The sequence below is a fragment of the Dorea sp. AF36-15AT genome (assembly GCF_003477705.1).
In the GTDB taxonomy this organism is placed as follows: Bacteria; Bacillota; Clostridia; order Lachnospirales; family Lachnospiraceae; genus Claveliimonas; species Claveliimonas ammoniilytica.
Genome location: NZ_QUDV01000001.1, coordinates 94,642 through 111,345, shown reverse-complemented (window position 1 = coordinate 111,345; position 16,704 = coordinate 94,642). Strand labels below are relative to the sequence as shown.

Here is a 16,704-nt window from a genome sequence, read left to right as displayed (position 1 = left end):
TTTATTTTTAGTTTATTCTATACTTATTCTATGTTTCATCCATGTCCAGTAGCTGTTTCTTCAGCTCTGTCATCTTATCACGCAGCTCTGCCGCTGCCTCGAAGTTCAATTCTGCTGCTGCTTTCCTCATCTGCTTGGTCACTTCCCCTACCAGCTTCTCCAGTTCTGCTTTGCTCATCGACTCCGGATCCTTTTCTATCTGCATCTCCGCAGATGCTGCCTTTCTGGAAATCGTAATCAGATCTCTGACTGCCTTATGAATAGACTGCGGTGTGATACCATGCTCTTCATTGTACTTCATCTGGATACTGCGTCGACGCTCGGTCTCATCCAATGCCTTTCGCATAGAATCTGTGATCGTATCTGCATACATGATCACATGACCCTCGGAATTTCTTGCAGCACGTCCAATCGTCTGGATCAACGATGTCTCGGAACGCAGGAATCCTTCTTTATCTGCATCCAGAATCACCACCAGTGAAATCTCCGGAATGTCCAGTCCTTCTCGCAGAAGATTAATACCGACCAATACATCAAACACATCCAGACGCATATCGCGCACGATCTCCGAACGCTCCAGCGTATCAATATCTGAATGGAGATATTTGACACGGATACCAAGTTCCCGCATATAATCTGTCAGATCTTCTGCCATTCTCTTGGTCAGCGTTGTTACCAATATCTTATTCTTCTTATCTGTCTCTTTCTTAATCTCACCGACCAGATCGTCAATCTGGCCTTCTACCGGACGCACATCAATCTTCGGATCCAGAAGACCCGTCGGTCTGATTACCTGTTCTGTGCGCAGAAGTTCATGCTCATCTTCGTATTTGCCAGGTGTAGCAGATACAAACAGAACCTGATTGATCTTACTCTCAAACTCTTCAAAACTAAGCGGACGGTTATCCAGTGCTGACGGCAGACGGAATCCATAATCCACCAGCGTCCGTTTTCTGGACTGGTCGCCGTGATACATGCCGCCTATCTGCGGCACCGTCATATGCGACTCATCAATCATCATAACGAAATCATCCGGAAAGTAATCAATCAATGTATGCGGTGGCTGTCCCGGTGCAAGTCCCGTCAAATGTCTCGAATAGTTCTCAATTCCTGAGCAGAAACCTGTCTCCCTCATCATTTCAACATCAAAGTTCGTACGCTCCGCTATTCTCTGTGCTTCTAACAGCTTATCTTCGCCCTTAAAATAACGCACCTGCTGCTCCAGCTCCGCTTCAATTGCTGTGATCGCACGCTCCATATTCTCCTTGGACACGACATAATGAGAAGCCGGGAATATCGCAATATGCTTCAGATCTCGCTTAATCTCTCCGGTTAGCACATCCACTTCCGTAATCCGGTCCACTTCATCTCCGAAGAACTCCACGCGAACCGCCAATTCTCCTGATCCTGCCGGGAATATCTCTACCACATCTCCATGCACACGGAACGTACCTCGATGAAAATCCATCTCGTTACGAGTATACTGAATATCAATCAGCTTACGTATCATCTCATCCCGATCCTTCTCCATGCCCGGGCGCAGAGAAATCACCATATCTTTATAGTCAATCGGCGAACCCAGACCATAGATGCAGGAAACACTGGCTACAATAATGACATCCCGCCGCTCAGACAGTGCCGCTGTCGCTGAATGACGCAATTTGTCAATCTCATCATTGATCGCTGAATCCTTCGCAATATATGTGTCAGAGGATGGAACATATGCTTCTGGCTGGTAGTAGTCATAATAGGAGACAAAATATTCCACTGCGTTATTCGGAAAGAACTCTTTGAACTCTCCGTATAACTGTGCAGCCAATGTCTTATTATGCGCAATGATCAGCGTTGGTTTATTCAATTCCTGAATGACATTCGCCATGGTAAATGTCTTACCGGATCCGGTGACGCCAAGCAATGTCTGGCACTGATTCCCCTCTTTAAAACCTGCCACGAGATCTGCGATGGCTTTCGGCTGATCCCCAGTTGGCTGATATTCAGATACTAATTCAAAATGATCCATATGATTTCTCCTGATCCGCTCTAAGCTAGCGGTGATATTTTAGAAATAGTAGTTGCGTTCTTAGTATGTTACTTGTCCAGTATATCATTCAGGATAAAAAAAGTACAGAATAAATCGAATGTTTGTTCTGTACATTTTATGTTTTATTTTCCATCATCATTCCGAATATCATCAATAATCCGACCAATATTACATGTAATCTGTCCCTTACACTGATGAATATCCTCATTGATTTTCTTTTCCTGCTCAATAGCAATCTCTATATTTTTCGCCAGGTCTCCAATTGCAGAATTTTTTTTGGGATTGATTCCTGTTCTGGCAAGTAACAGCTTATAGATAAATGTCTGATGTCCATCTTTTTCATTCTGGATAATCTGTTCAGCATTTGGTTCAATATCATCTTCGTATGAATTTTCATAATGTAACAGCAAGAACAATTCAAATGCCGGATTGCTAACCGCTAATATATTATTCTTTTCACCTTCTGCTACCAATTCATCATAATCAAGTACCTTTTCTTCAAAAATGTCTCCATCAAATACAACAATCATCTTATCCCGTTCTTTATCAAACGCTATTTCTGGATTTTCTTTCTGATTTTCTGCAAACTCAATCAAACGTCTTGGAAATGAAATGTCCCTGTCTCCCTCTGTTTTTTCAAGTAACCGGATATCGATCAATGGATGAATATTTAACTCTTTTCGGATATCAATTAACTTTTTGAAATACCATGTTTCAGTATTTGCACCCTCACATATGAAAAAGTACTTACGATAAGGCTCAATCTGTTCTTCTTCATCTGTAGTTCTACTATTCCAATTCGTATAACTTCTTACTGGAGCCAAGGCTACTCCTCCTCTCTAAAGTCAAATGTTGAAAATACTGGTATCGCACCATACCTGCCTTCCAGATATGCCTTGCTCAACACTTTATCATACCTCTCCTTGAAACGATCTAAAGAATAAATAGAGCTTGCATTTTCTGCGTTACGTTCTACAAACCAGATTTCATCCCTTCTAAAAATAGCCTGATCCATAATAGATGATTCATGTGTAGTGAACAATAGCTGCATACGCTGCTCATCATGTAGCTGCATAAACAATTGCAAAAATCGTTCTGTCAATTTCGGATGTAAGCTTCTCTCCAATTCATCCACAACATAAAGAACATCTTCTCGTTTATTCAACAGCATATCCATCAAATCGAATAATCTTCTTGTTCCATCAGACTCTTCATCAAAACCAAACTCATAAAATGACTTATTATGATGCAATCGGATTGTTGTGACCTTCGGTTCAGAATGTCCTTCAACTTCGATATTAAAGAAAGTTTCCTTCGACCTCATCGTCATTCTGAATGATGGTTCTTCCTGCTCTTCCATCCTATTTTTTACATGCTGTATCATCTTATCAAATACTGATTTCGGCAATGCATTTGATAACTCATCCAATGTAATTTCTTCAATTTTCACCTGGCTGATTCCTGTATCAAATGTTTTTATCAATTTGTTAATCAGCTTCAGCGAATTATTATCATAATAATATTCCAGATCAATCAATGGCGTATCCGGTGTGATGATCGAAATATGATTCTGAATCCAGTCGTATACATCCCGGAAGAACAACAATTTAGATCGTGTGCTATATTTTTTCCCTCGATTCATTTCTGTCAGGAACAAAGATGTTTCATTTCCTTCAAAATCATCTGCATAGGTTTCAAATTTATTTTTTTCTGTGTTTGTCAGCGTAATGCCATCATTTAACACCGGACGTTTACTTCCTTCTCTCTCAAAGAGACATTTTGCTGAACCATTCTGATATAATTCATATAACCATTCTCCGGTTACTTTTCGTCTGCTTAAAACTGCCGAAAAACCATAAGCATAAAATTTGTCACCTACAGTAATCTGAATTTCAAAACTACTTTCTCGTTCCTTATTCTCCTGTCGATTCTTACAAAACATCTGTGTAGCTTCTATTGGAATACCATTGCAGACACTGTCTTTAAAAAATTTAAAGAACAATACCAGATTGGTCTTTCCAGATGCATTTGCTCCATAAACTACTGCATATTTTAATAACTGGGTACTTTTTATCTTTAACCTGTGATTTGCATTTGTTCGTATTTTATTCGAGGAAATCATTGTCAGCTCTGCTGCTTTATCAAAAGACTTAAAATTTTCAACACTTACTTTTACTAACATTCTTATACACCTCCACCTTTATTATATGTTTTGCTCTTCTCTCAGTCAATGCAAATTTGCTTATTTGGAGAATTTTTCGTTATATATTGCCTTCTATTTTTATTTTTGACAATTTTATTTTGAGTTATGCATATAATATCAATGTATAAGTCAGCTTTTTTGTAGCGACACTATTTTACTAATGCCGCTACATGAAAGATTACAGTACATAAAAAATCTAATTAGCATCTTTTCTTCTCGGAAAAATTGTTTTAAATTAATTTCTTTTTTAATTCTGCCAGTAAATCTGTTGTTTCATTACCATCGGATATCTCGCCAGAGTATCACTATCCAGATTCTCCCGATGCATATCTACTGCTGTGATCTGCTGATTCTCATATGTTGTATAATAATAAATGCCTTTATCTGCATTACAGCAGGACGTATAAATGGTAATCTCATATTTTCCTTCTTCTACCTCGCAGCATCCTCTCTGCTGTTCTACAGAACCCAGAATATGGAAAAACTGTCCAACGCTTTCCTCTTCTGAATCTCCGGATATAGAGTTCATTCTGGTAAATGCAACTTTAGCGAAACGCGAAGTGGAAGACAGATCTCCCGGAAGTCCCATTCCTCCCATACCACGGCTGTAAGTCTCAAGTGGCAGTGCTTCTGCAAAATGATTCTCCGGCTGTTTTGGTGACAAGTTCATATACTGATTCAACAGAAACATCTGCATCTCAAATGGAGGGTTATTTGTCATAACACCCACCTGATTATCATAGATATGCATACCACTCTCTACAAATTCTACCGTAATTGCCTGTTCTCTGTCCGCGATCATCCAGTGTAACTGAGCTGTCGGAAGTTCCTCGCAGAACGGTGTTCCGGTCAGATTCATGTTTGCCAGCAGTGTTTTCACATCCTCTACGGACTCACACTGACTGAGTACCCATGGAATAAATTCAAACTGAGCAACGTTTTCTTTATCCTCTACCGGTTCCTGATATACTGCATTTCCAACAAAATTAAGTCCTGCCATGCCGAGACCCTTTTCGTTGACTGCATCATAGTATAATGGATAGTCGCCTGCCACATATGCAGTTCCGATCATTGCATAATGGCTCTTCATCTCGCCCTGAAAGCGGAATGCAAATGGATAATTTCTCGGTGTTACCACAACCTCTTCTCCATAAGAGAATTCATAATCCAAAGTTCGCCCTATATAAAAATCTTTTGTCTTATAAGTTGCTGCTGTACACATAACTTCTCCTCCTAATTTAAAAATTCAATCTAAAAAATCCCATTACTACAATTTTATCCATGCGTGCTTTCCTTTTCAAGGGAAAATGTTATAATTATTGTGCTGGAAATATTTCCCGGCACTAACAAAAATAATTTCCGAACCAAAGGGGCTTCTTATGAAAAACAAACTGAAAAATAACCATAATATGCTCTTCCGCCTGTTCCTGTCAACACTATATATCAGTGCATTTACATTCGGTGGAGGATATGTCATTGTTTCCTTAATGAAGAAAAAATTTGTTGATGATTACCACTGGATCGATGAAAATGAAATGCTGGATTTTGTCGCTATTGCCCAGTCTGCCCCTGGTCCTATTGCAATCAATGGTGCAATTGTTATAGGCTATCGGTTAGCCGGCATCCTGGGTATCGGCATTACAATTCTTGCGACCGTGATTCCACCATTTGTAATCATCTCAGTTATCTCATTTTTTTATAATGCTTTCCGGGATAATTTTATTGTCAGTCAGATGCTGGAAGGTATGCAGGCAGGTGTCGGTGCCGTCATTGCCTCGGTTACCTGGGACATGGTATCCGGCATCATCAAAGATAAAAATACAGGCGCCGTACTGATCATGATTGCTGCATTTATTGCAGGCTGTGTATTCCAGATTAATGTAATCTACATCATTCTGGTCTGCATTCTGATTGGGATCTGTCGGGCTCTTATGGCAGGAAGGAGGCATAAATCATGATCTACCTTCAGCTGTTTTTAAGCTTCCTGAAAATTGGACTATTCAGCTTTGGTGGCGGCTATGCTGCTCTCCCACTGATCCAGGGACAGGTTGTTACCGCTCATGGATGGCTGAGCACTGGTGAATTTACTGATCTGATTACTATTTCACAGATGACGCCGGGCCCCATTGCAGTCAATAGTGCTACTTTCGTCGGTATCAAGATAGCCGGACTTTTCGGCGCATTTGTAGCCACATTAGGATGCATTACTCCATCCTGCATCATCGTGACACTTCTTGCCTGGCTCTATATGAAGTATCGTAATCTCTCTGCCATGCAGCAGATCCTTACTTCCCTGCGTCCGGCTGTCGTAGCTATGATTGCATCGGCAGGTATTACAATCCTTACCACTGCGTTCTGGAGCAGTCAGGGTACTGTTCAGCTCGCGACTACCAACTGGTATCTGGTAGGTATTTTTGTCATCTGCCTGATTCTTCTTCAGAAATATAAACTAAATCCTATCTGGGTCATGCTTCTGGCAGGTGTGATGAAATTGGGATTAGCCATTCTTGGAATTGCGTGAAATTGCAATTGTATAAAAAAGGTTACTTTATCGCCTCGCCGGTAATAAAGTAACCTTTCCTAATTCTTATATTTATTCTCTCAGACTCAATATTCCTTCTGCCAGGATTTTCACATCGTTCAGAATATAATCAAATGCACCTGCCTGATACAGATTCAGCAGGATCAGACCAATCGGTACTGCAAAGATCATTCCTAATACACTTCCGACCCGATATCCAAGATACAGCAAAAACAGTGTATACAACGGATTCAATCCCATGGAATCTCCTACTAGCTTCGGCTGAATCAGCTGTCGTACTAATTGTGTAACACCATACAAAATTACCAGCGCAGCCACCATCTTATAATCCCCTACCAGAAATTTGTAGATTGCCCACGGAATCAATGCAGTTCCTGTTCCGAAAAACGGTAAGAAATCCAGAAATGCAATGGCAATCGCCAACAGTATCGAAAAACGAATCTGCATCAGTGTAAAACCAACAAGTAGAATCGCAAATACGACGCCCATAATCTTGAATTGTGCTTTAAAATATCCACCCATGGCATATTTCAGGTTTTCGCCTACCAGAAGTAATCTGCTGGTAATGGACTTTGGCACTACTTTTTTCACCCATTCTCCCAGATTTTCTTTATCGGCAATAAAGAAATATGCAGATACAAAGGCTACGATTGTTCCGATCAGCACGGATGGAATCCGCTTTGCCACATTTCCTGCCACTTCGATCGTTGGCTCTCCGATACGTCCAATCAGTGAAGATGCAGTATCATCCAGATTATTCATCAGCGTTGCCCAACTGTTCTGTATCTGTTCAGGAAAACGTTCAAAAAGTGCATTCCCCTGTGTTCCAATCTGGCTCAGTCCACGCTCCAGATCATGATACATGCTTGGAAAATTGCGGATCAATACCGAAATTTCTTCCCATATCTGGCTGATGATCAGATAGATCAGACCGATGCACAACGCAAGTACCAGAATAATGGTAATTGCCGAGCCCAATCGTTTCATAATCTTTAATTTCTTTTCCAGAAATGTCACCAGCGGGCCTGCGATCACTGACAGGATCCATCCGATTACAAACGGCATAAAATAGAAGATTGCTTTGATTCCCACATATATAAATAATACGGTTGCCGTTAGACTGAATACCAGGCTGACCAGAACTTTCCAGTAAGGTCTGGTATCGCCAAGGTCTTCTTTCACACTCATATTCCTGCCTCCTGTAATTCTATTCTTCGCCTTCTTCTGACTCTTTCAATCCACAGATCTCTTCTGCCAGATCCCAGATCTCATCCCGTCCCTGTTTGGTCACTGCTGAAAATGGAATCAGAATACTGTCTTTGCTTAAGCCCAGTCCCTGTCTGACTACCTTGACTTGTTTCTGTACCTGACTGCGCTTCAGTTTATCAAGCTTTGTCGCAATAATAATTGGCTGATACCCCTGCGACAGAATCCAGTCGTACATCATTTTATCATTAGCAGACGGTGCATGACGAATATCAATCAAAAGAAAAACAGCACGTAACTGCTTGGACTGATGCAGATAACGCTCGATCATCTGTCCCCATTTCTTCTTTTCCTGCTCCGATACCTTAGCATATCCATATCCTGGCAGATCCACCAGATATAATTCCTGATTAATATTATAAAAATTAATGGTCTGCGTCTTACCAGGCGTTGCCGATGTACGGGCAAATGATTTGCGATTCATAAGTCCATTGATCAATGACGATTTTCCTACATTTGATTTCCCCGCAAATGCAATCTCCGGTAATGTGTTCTCCGGCAATGTACTGGTGATACCGCATACGGTTTCCAGTTCCAGGCTTCGAATAATCATTCGGTCTCTCCTTTCACGAGTGCATGCTCAAGTACCTCTTCCATTCTGGATACCGGTACTATCTCAAGCCCCCTGGTTATCTCTGTTGACAATTCCTTTACATCTCTTTCATTCTCTACAGGCACAAGCACTTTCTGAATACCTGCATTCTTAGCTGCCAGAAGCTTCTCTTTAACTCCGCCGATCGGCAGTACTCTTCCGCGCAGTGTAATCTCCCCGGTCATGGCAACATCAGCATGTACCTTACGTCCTGTAACCGCTGACAGGATTGCCGTTGCCATGGTAATTCCCGCAGACGGTCCGTCTTTTGGCACTGCACCTTCCGGAATATGGATGTGGATATCATGCTTTTCAAAGTAATCCTCTTCCAGACCATAACTCTCTCCGATAGAACGGATATAGCTGATACCTGTGCGGGCAGATTCTTTCATCACATCCCCCAGTTTACCGGTCAGAGTGATCTGTCCCTTTCCAGGCATTACATTTACTTCAATCTGAAGAGTGACACCACCAACACTGGTCCATGCAAGTCCACGGACAATTCCCACTTCATCTGTCTCATTGGCCATCTGATACTGGTATTTCTCTTTTCCAAGATATTTATGCAGGTTAGTCTCTGTCACACGGATTCGGTTCTTTTTATCCTCCAGAATCTCACGGGCTGACTTTCTGCAGATTTCGCCGATCTTACGCTCCAACTGACGCACACCTGCTTCTCTGGTATAATTTCTGACAATCTTTTCGACAGCTCCTTTGCTGATAGTGAGCTGCTCCGGCTTGATACCATGCTTCTTAAGCTGCTTCGGAATCAGATGTTCTACAGCAATATGTACTTTCTCATTATCCGTATAGCTGCTGATCTCTATCACTTCCATACGATCCAGCAGCGGTCCCGGAATCGTCTGAAGCGTATTCGCTGTTGTCACAAAGAATACCTCAGACAAATCTAACGGCACTTCCAGATAATGATCCCGGAACTTATTATTCTGCTCACTGTCCAGAACTTCCAGAAGCGCAGAGAATGTATCTCCCTTGTAATCATTGCTGACCTTATCAATCTCATCCAAAAGCATCAGTGGATTCTTCACGCCGGCTGTCTTCAATCCATTTGCAATACGTCCCGGCATCGCGCCCACATAAGTCTTACGATGTCCACGGATCTCTGCCTCATCTCGGACACCGCCCAGTGAAATGCGTACGTATTTTTTATCCAATGCCGTAGCCAGGGATCTGGCAATGGATGTCTTACCGGTTCCCGGAGGTCCTACCAGACACAAAATCGGGCTGTTGCCTTTTTCTGCAAGCGCACGGACTGCAAGGAATTCCAGTACACGCTCTTTTACCTGTTCCAGACCGTAATGATCCCTGTCAAGAATCTCCCGTGCCCTTACAATATCATGGCAATCCTCAGACATGGTATCCCAGGGCATTTCCAGCATTGTCTCAATATATGTGCGGATCACACCGTTTTCCGCCGGGCTATTCATAGAACTTCTGAATCTGGAGATTTCCTTCAGAAGCTTTTCTTTTACTTCCTCCGGCGCATTCAGTTTCTCCGCCTTTTCCTTGAATTCATCCGCATCTGATACCGTACTCTCCTCACCAAGTTCTTCCCTGATTAACTTTAACTGCTCTCTTAAAATATAATCCCGCTGATGTTTGTCAACGCGTTCTTTTACCTTATTCTGGATCTCTTCTTTGATATTCATAACCTGAATCTCATGAACCAGCTTATAAGACAACAGATCATATCGTTCCATCAGATCCCGCTCTTCCAGAATATCCTGCAGATCGGTATAATGCAGTGGCACATTGGCGGCAACAGCATCTACCAGCTTATGAAGATCTCGGTATTCACTGATCTGCTTTACCATATCCCGCGGATACTTCGGATGCCACATAATAAAATTATTATATAATTCCTGCAGACTTCTGCACATCCCCTGAATCTTCGGATTATCGGCCTGAACAGCCACCAGATCACTCAGCTGGTTTTCGTCCGGCAGTTCACAGATGATAGCCCGGTAATATGGGTCGGTCATTTCAAACTCTGTAAACTCTGCCCGGCATTCTCCTGCAACCAGTACACGCAGGATATTCTTCGGCAATTTAATGATCTGCTTAATCACTGCCACACATCCGATCTTATGAAGATCTTCCGCCTCCGGCACATCTATCTCGGGGTCTTTCTGAGCCGTCAGAAAGAGTTTCTGTCCCTCCTCTTCCATAGCCGCATTGACAGCATTGATTGAGCACTCTCTGCTCACATCAAAATGAACTACCATCTCCGGGAGAATGGTAAGTCCTCTCAATGCAACTACAGGCATACTGATTTCGTTCATTCCTGTCACTCCTGTCTACTCATCGGTATTTATTATGAAAGGGGCGGAGTTATATTCTGCCCCGCCCCTGATTCAGCACATTTATGCACTTTCAGTATTCAATGTGTCATATTCATAGATTGGATCGGCTGTACCATTAACCACATCTTCGGTAATGCGGCATGTCTTAAGCGCTTTCTCAGACGGTGCCTTATACATCGTATCCATCATGACATTCTCCATAATCGCACGAAGTCCTCTTGCTCCTGTACGACGTTTCAGAGTCGTCTCCGCAATTGCTTCCAGTGCTCTGTCATCAAACTTCAAATCCACTCCATCCAGTTCCAGAAGCTTCTGATACTGCTTTACAATCGCATTCTTAGGCTCTGTAAGAATCCGGATCAATGCATCCTGATCTAACATTTCCAAAGATACTGTAACCGGCACACGACCAACCAGCTCCGGAATAATGCCAAACTTCACCAGATCCTGCGGAAGCACCTGCTTCAGCAGACGATCTACACTGTCCTCATGCTTCTCCGCAATTTCCTGGTTAAACCCAATGGACTTCTTATCGATACGAGTCTCTATAATCTTATCCAGTCCTTCAAATGCTCCACCACAGATAAAGAGGATATTTGTTGTATCAATCTGAATCAGCTCCTGATGTGGATGTTTTCTTCCACCCTGTGGTGGTACATTAGCAATCGTACCTTCCAGAATCTTCAGCAATGCCTGCTGCACACCCTCGCCCGATACATCACGGGTAATGGATGGATTCTCGGATTTTCTGGTAATCTTGTCGATTTCATCAATGTAGATAATGCCATACTCTGCACGCTCGATGTCTCCATCTGCTGCCTGAATGATCTTCAGAAGAATATTCTCTACATCTTCTCCGACATATCCCGCCTCTGTCAAAGCTGTTGCATCAGCAATGGCAAATGGCACATTCAATATCTTCGCCAGCGACTGTGCCAGAAGTGTCTTACCACATCCGGTCGGTCCCAGCATCAGAATATTACTCTTATTCAGTTCCACGCCCAGATCTTTCTGAGCCATAATACGTTTATAGTGATTATACACCGCTACAGAGAGAACCTTTTTTGCCTGTTCCTGACCAATCACATATTCATCAAGAAATGCTTTAATTTCTTCCGGTTTGTACAATGTAATATCATCGAAAGGACCTTTGCCTTCTTCATATTCCAGTTCTTCTTCCAGTATCTCCGTACAAACCTCTACACATTCATCACAGATGTACGATCCCGCCGGTCCTGCGATCAGCTTGCGAACCTGAGACTGTGGTTTGTTGCAAAATGAACATCTGATCTGATCATCAAGTCTTCCTGCCATGCTCTGTCACCTCTCATTTCAATATCATTCTAAAAACCACATAGACGCAGCCCGCCAAGCGCGCTGCGTCCATTGCATGAATGCTTATTTGCGGTTTTTGATTACTTCATCGATCAATCCGTACTCTTTGGCCTCCTCAGCGCTCATGAAATTATCGCGCTCAGTATCGATACGGATCACATCCAGAGGCTGTCCGGTATTCTCCGCCAGGATCTGATTCAATCTGGTACGAATCTTCAGAATATGCTCTGCAGCAATCTGAATCTCCGTTGCCTGTCCCTGAGCTCCGCCAGACGGCTGGTGAATCATAATCTCAGAGTTCGGCATTGCATACCGTTTACCTTTGGTTCCTCCTGATAACAGGAACGATCCCATACTTGCTGCCATACCCATACAGTATGTAGCCACATCACATTTGATGTACTGCATAGTGTCATAGATTGCAAGTCCTGCTGTTACAGAACCTCCCGGACTGTTGATATACAGATGGATATCCTTATCCGGATCCTCTGCCTCCAGGAATAGAAGCTGTGCCACAATAATATTGGCAGCCACATCTGTTACTTCCTCGCCGAGGAAAATAATTCTATCTTTTAATAATCTTGAATAGATGTCATAAGAGCGTTCTCCACGACTTGTCTGTTCAATGACATAAGGTACTAAACTCATGTTACACGCCTCCTATACGTTGACCTGTTTATGCGATAACCGGATGAATTATTTCTCTACAGCATTCTCTACCAGGAATGTAACAGCATCCTGAACAGCGATGTCTTCCATCATCTGCTTCTTCTCTTCTTCGCCCATAAGCTCTTTCAGCTTATCAGCTTCCATGTTGTAAGACTCTGCCATCTTCTTGATCTCTTCATCCAGTCTCTCTTCTGTTACTTCGATGTTCTCAGCCTTGGCAATTGCCTCCAGAACCAGACGAGTCTCGATACGCTTAACAGCCTGTGGGCGAGTCTCCTCCTGAATCTTCTCCAGAGTCATGCCTGTAATCTGACAGTACTGCTCGAAGCTGATTCCCTGATACTGCATATTCTGAGCAAACTCGTTAACCATCTGACGAACCTGCTCGTCGATCATTGCTTCCGGAATCTCCATTGTAGCGTTAGCTACAGCCTTCTCTACAGCCTGATCTTCCTTCTTCTGCTTGCCTTCGTTCTCTTTCTGCTCTTTGATCTTAGCCTTAACATCAGCTTTGTATTCATCTAATGTGTCGAATTCAGATACTTCTGCTGCGAATTCATCATCAATCTCCGGAATCTGTTTCTCTTTGATCTCGTGAATGGTGCATTTGAATACAGCATCTTTACCCTTCAGTTCTTCTGCATGATACTCTTCCGGGAAAGTAACCTTAACTTCAACTTCCTTCTCAGCTTCAGCACCAACTAACTGCTCCTCGAATCCTGGGATAAATGATCCGGAACCAATGGTCAGTGGGTAGTTCTCACCCTTTCCGCCTTCGAATGCTTCTCCATCAACGAATCCTTCAAAATCAAGAATTACTTCGTCGCCATCCTGTACCGGACGTCCTTCAACGGTTACAGTTCTTGCATTCTTCTCAGCTTCTTCTTTGATCTTAGCTTCTACTTCTTTCTGTGTTACGCGGGTAGATGTCTTGTCGACTTCCATTCCCTTGTACTCACCAAGTGTAACTTCCGGCTTAACAGCTACTTCTGCTGTAAAGATGAAGTTCTCACCCTTTTTGATCTGAACGATGTCAACTGTCGGACGTGATACGATCTCAAGATCGCAGTTCTTCAGTTCTTCTTCGTATGCTGTTGGAATCAGTTCATTCGCTGCATCTTCATAGAAAATCTCTGGTCCGTACATCTTCTCTACCATCTGACGCGGTACTTTACCTTTACGGAATCCCGGAACGCTGATACTCTTCTTCTGTTTGTTGTATGCGCTCTGAAGTGCTTTCTCAAATTCACTGGCTGGAACTTCGATTGTAAGCTTTGCCATATTCTTCTCTAAATTTTCTACCTGTAAACTCATTGACATTTCCTCCTATTTCTATCTCATTCCCCGGTAGGTGAGGAACAAGCATCTTACATTACACTCATTGCACTAGTATAACACAAACCTCTGTGCTTGGCTAGTATAGATTTATGTATTTTATAATGTCTTTATAATTCGTAAATGATGGATGCTGCAAGCTCCTCTGCTTTCTCTCTGTCAAATAGGATTTCTGTAAGCTTTAATGCAAAATCGATTGCTGTTCCCATGCCCCGGCTGGTGATGATATTACCATCCTGTACCACTGGAAGCCTGCTAATCACTGCGCCTGACAGCTTATCTTCTACCGACGGATAACATGCCGCACGTTTTCCCTTTAACAGTCCCATACCTCCAAGAATGCTTGGTGCTGCACAGATTGCAGCTACATATTTGCCGGATGTCACGTAATCCTCTACCACTCTCTTTACACCTGGATGCTCATCCAGATTGGTCGTACCCGGCATGCCACCCGGAAGCACGATCATGTCAAACTCTACAAAATTCACTTCATCAAACAGATCTTCTGTCTGCACATTAATCCCATGTGAACCTCTGACTTTGTATTCATCTGTAATAGATACTGTATCTACATACACACTTGCCCTGCGAAGTATATCCACAACGGTCAGAGCCTCAATCTCTTCAAATCCGTCTGCCAACAGAACTGCTACTTTCTTCATTGTCGCCCTCCACCTTTATAGTCTCATATTTCTTTATAAGTTTATCAAACTACTACTAAAAAAGCAAACGAAAGTGTATACTGAATATCAGCAATACCAAATGGACATATAAAAGGAGACACTTATGGAAATAGAACGCAAATATCTGATTCCGGAGATTCCGAATAACCTACATATTACTAAGACAAGAGAACTGGAACAAGGCTATCTCTGTACCTCTCCGGTTGTACGCATCCGAAAAGATAATGATCAATACGAACTCACTTACAAATCTTCCGGTCTTATGGTTCGCCAGGAATATAATCTTCCGTTAACTAAGGAAGCATATGAACACCTTCGTGAAAAAGTAGATGGCAGACTGATTGTCAAGACGCGCTACGAAATCCCTTTAGATGACCGCCACAAAATAGAACTGGATATCTTTCACGGGGATCTTGCACCATTAATTTTAGCAGAAGTAGAATTTGCAGACGAAGATGAGGCCAATCAGTTCACACCTCCGGGATGGTTTGGTGAAGATGTGACATTTTCTTCCAGATATCACAACAGCAATCTGAGCAGACTATAATTATTTCTATATAACATTTTATCATCCAAAAGGACTGCCGCTAATTAGCGACAGTCCTTTTCCAGGAATCTATATCATTAAAGACAAGCAACATAACCTCTATTCATTTAACAGCACGCTTACACGGTACATTCCTGGAGTTGCAGCTGCTTTGAATGCCTCCTGCACATCATCAAGTTTATATTTCACTGGTTCGACAATTTTCGAAACATCCACTGCTCCAGAATTCAACATATTTCCTGCAGTAAAAAAGTCAATTGTATCTGCGGCATATGTTCCAATCATTTCAAGTCTTCTATAATGGATTACATTAGAATCAATTTCTAATTCTGGTGCTGGATATCCTGCCGCAAAAAACAAAATTCTTCCGTCCATATCCTTTACCATTTCAAACGCTTGTTTATTGGCTGATGAAGCTCCAACTGCGATAATTACTGCGTCTGCTCCAATTCCATCTGTTAATTCCTTTACTTTTTCAATCGGATTTTCTTTTCCGGCATCAATAACTTCAAATCCCATCTCTTTTGCAGTATTGATCTTTTTCTCCATAATCTCTGAAACAATTACTCTTGCCCCTAATGCTCTCGCTGCTAATGCATTCACTAATCCCATTGTTCCAGCTCCGATCACAGCTACTGTTTCTAATGGTTTCACACGCAATTTTTTCATTCCTTTTACAACAGTAGCAAGAGGTTCCAAAAAAGCAGCTTCGCTTGGATCCAGCTTAGGGTTCATCTTGATCAGACTGCGTGTATTTCTTACAAAGTAGTCAGCAAAGCCAAAACCGCCCAGATATCCGTCCTCTGTTTTTGCCTTCATTGAGGCTGCATTACTGCAGTGAAGAACATCTCCTTTTCGACATGCGAGACATTCTCCACATCCGTCATAAGCAATTGCTACAAAATCTCCTACTTTATAATCTTTCACACCTTCACCGACTGCTTCTATAACTCCAGAACCTTCATGGCCACCTGCCATTGGATACCCCTGATGTTCCCGCAATCCAAGCCACTGACCATAATCTGTTGTACAAATATTACATGCCAACTGCTTCACCAGCACCTGGTGTGTCCCGATTTCCGGAAGTTTTCGCTCCCGCACTTCTGCATGACCTTTTTCTGTCAAAACTGAAAAACGCATTTTCTCACGTCCCATATAAGTACCTTC

At 42.4% G+C, this 16,704-nt stretch carries 15 protein-coding genes; 3 read left to right on the top strand and 12 right to left on the bottom strand.

Annotation, left to right across the window (positions count from 1 at the left end; genetic code table 11):
* Positions 1 to 28 precede the first annotated feature (28 nt).
* From uvrB to bsh, 4 genes are all read right to left on the bottom strand, one after another.
* Entirely contained in the window at positions 29 to 2,020 is a 1,992-nt protein-coding gene (gene uvrB / locus DWZ93_RS00495) for an excinuclease ABC subunit UvrB (protein WP_118451665.1), read from the bottom strand.
* 143 nt (positions 2,021 to 2,163) lie between these two features.
* Positions 2,164 to 2,865: an RloB family protein gene (locus tag DWZ93_RS00490; RefSeq protein WP_118451664.1), complete on the bottom strand. Its 702-nt coding sequence runs from the start codon at positions 2,863 to 2,865 to the stop codon at positions 2,164 to 2,166.
* Between the two features lie 2 nt (positions 2,866 to 2,867).
* Positions 2,868 to 4,223, bottom strand: coding sequence for an AAA family ATPase (locus DWZ93_RS00485; RefSeq protein ID WP_118451663.1), 1,356 nt, complete (start codon positions 4,221 to 4,223; stop codon positions 2,868 to 2,870).
* A gap of 268 nt (positions 4,224 to 4,491) precedes the next feature.
* Positions 4,492 to 5,466, bottom strand: a complete 975-nt coding sequence (gene bsh, locus DWZ93_RS00480) for a choloylglycine hydrolase (RefSeq protein WP_118451662.1) — start codon at positions 5,464 to 5,466, stop codon at positions 4,492 to 4,494.
* Positions 5,467 to 5,623: 157 nt separating this feature from the next.
* On the opposite strand from bsh, the gene DWZ93_RS00475 reads away from it, so the two are divergent.
* Positions 5,624 to 6,202, top strand: a complete 579-nt coding sequence (locus DWZ93_RS00475) for a chromate transporter (protein ID WP_118451661.1) — start codon at positions 5,624 to 5,626, stop codon at positions 6,200 to 6,202.
* Positions 6,199 to 6,765 (top strand): chromate transporter, encoded by a 567-nt coding sequence (locus DWZ93_RS00470; protein WP_118451660.1) that lies wholly within the window; start codon positions 6,199 to 6,201, stop codon positions 6,763 to 6,765. Before DWZ93_RS00475 ends, DWZ93_RS00470 begins: the two co-directional genes overlap by 4 nt.
* A 72-nt stretch (positions 6,766 to 6,837) precedes the next feature.
* On the opposite strand, the gene ytvI is transcribed toward DWZ93_RS00470, so the two are convergent.
* From ytvI to DWZ93_RS00435, 7 genes are all read right to left on the bottom strand, one after another.
* On the bottom strand, positions 6,838 to 7,974 hold the full coding sequence (ytvI, locus tag DWZ93_RS00465) for a sporulation integral membrane protein YtvI (RefSeq protein WP_118451659.1): 1,137 nt from the start codon (positions 7,972 to 7,974) through the stop codon (positions 6,838 to 6,840).
* 19 nt (positions 7,975 to 7,993) lie between these two features.
* Entirely contained in the window at positions 7,994 to 8,605 is a 612-nt protein-coding gene (gene yihA, locus DWZ93_RS00460) for a ribosome biogenesis GTP-binding protein YihA/YsxC (protein WP_118451658.1), read from the bottom strand.
* A complete protein-coding gene (gene lon / locus DWZ93_RS00455; protein WP_118451657.1) occupies positions 8,602 to 10,947 on the bottom strand; it encodes an endopeptidase La in 2,346 nt (781 codons plus the stop codon). Before lon ends, yihA begins: the two co-directional genes overlap by 4 nt.
* 81 nt (positions 10,948 to 11,028) lie before the next feature.
* Positions 11,029 to 12,282 (bottom strand): ATP-dependent Clp protease ATP-binding subunit ClpX, encoded by a 1,254-nt coding sequence (gene clpX / locus DWZ93_RS00450; protein WP_118384364.1) that lies wholly within the window; start codon positions 12,280 to 12,282, stop codon positions 11,029 to 11,031.
* Between the two features lie 84 nt (positions 12,283 to 12,366).
* Positions 12,367 to 12,951, bottom strand: a complete 585-nt coding sequence (gene clpP / locus DWZ93_RS00445) for an ATP-dependent Clp endopeptidase proteolytic subunit ClpP (protein WP_118384363.1) — start codon at positions 12,949 to 12,951, stop codon at positions 12,367 to 12,369.
* Between the two features lie 48 nt (positions 12,952 to 12,999).
* Positions 13,000 to 14,286 (bottom strand): trigger factor, encoded by a 1,287-nt coding sequence (gene tig / locus DWZ93_RS00440; RefSeq protein ID WP_118384362.1) that lies wholly within the window; start codon positions 14,284 to 14,286, stop codon positions 13,000 to 13,002.
* A 131-nt stretch (positions 14,287 to 14,417) separates the two neighbouring features.
* The gene (locus DWZ93_RS00435; protein ID WP_118384361.1) at positions 14,418 to 14,969 is read right to left on the bottom strand and encodes a DJ-1 family glyoxalase III; all 552 of its coding nucleotides are present in this window, start codon (positions 14,967 to 14,969) and stop codon (positions 14,418 to 14,420) included.
* 124 nt (positions 14,970 to 15,093) lie between these two features.
* Here DWZ93_RS00435 and DWZ93_RS00430 point away from each other — a divergent pair, with 124 nt between their 5' ends.
* Positions 15,094 to 15,537, top strand: a complete 444-nt coding sequence (locus DWZ93_RS00430; protein WP_118451656.1) for a CYTH domain-containing protein — start codon at positions 15,094 to 15,096, stop codon at positions 15,535 to 15,537.
* 99 nt (positions 15,538 to 15,636) lie between these two features.
* On the opposite strand, the gene DWZ93_RS00425 is transcribed toward DWZ93_RS00430, so the two are convergent.
* A complete protein-coding gene (locus DWZ93_RS00425) occupies positions 15,637 to 16,692 on the bottom strand; it encodes a zinc-dependent alcohol dehydrogenase (RefSeq protein WP_118451655.1) in 1,056 nt (351 codons plus the stop codon).
* Between the last annotated feature and the right edge of the window lie 12 nt (positions 16,693 to 16,704).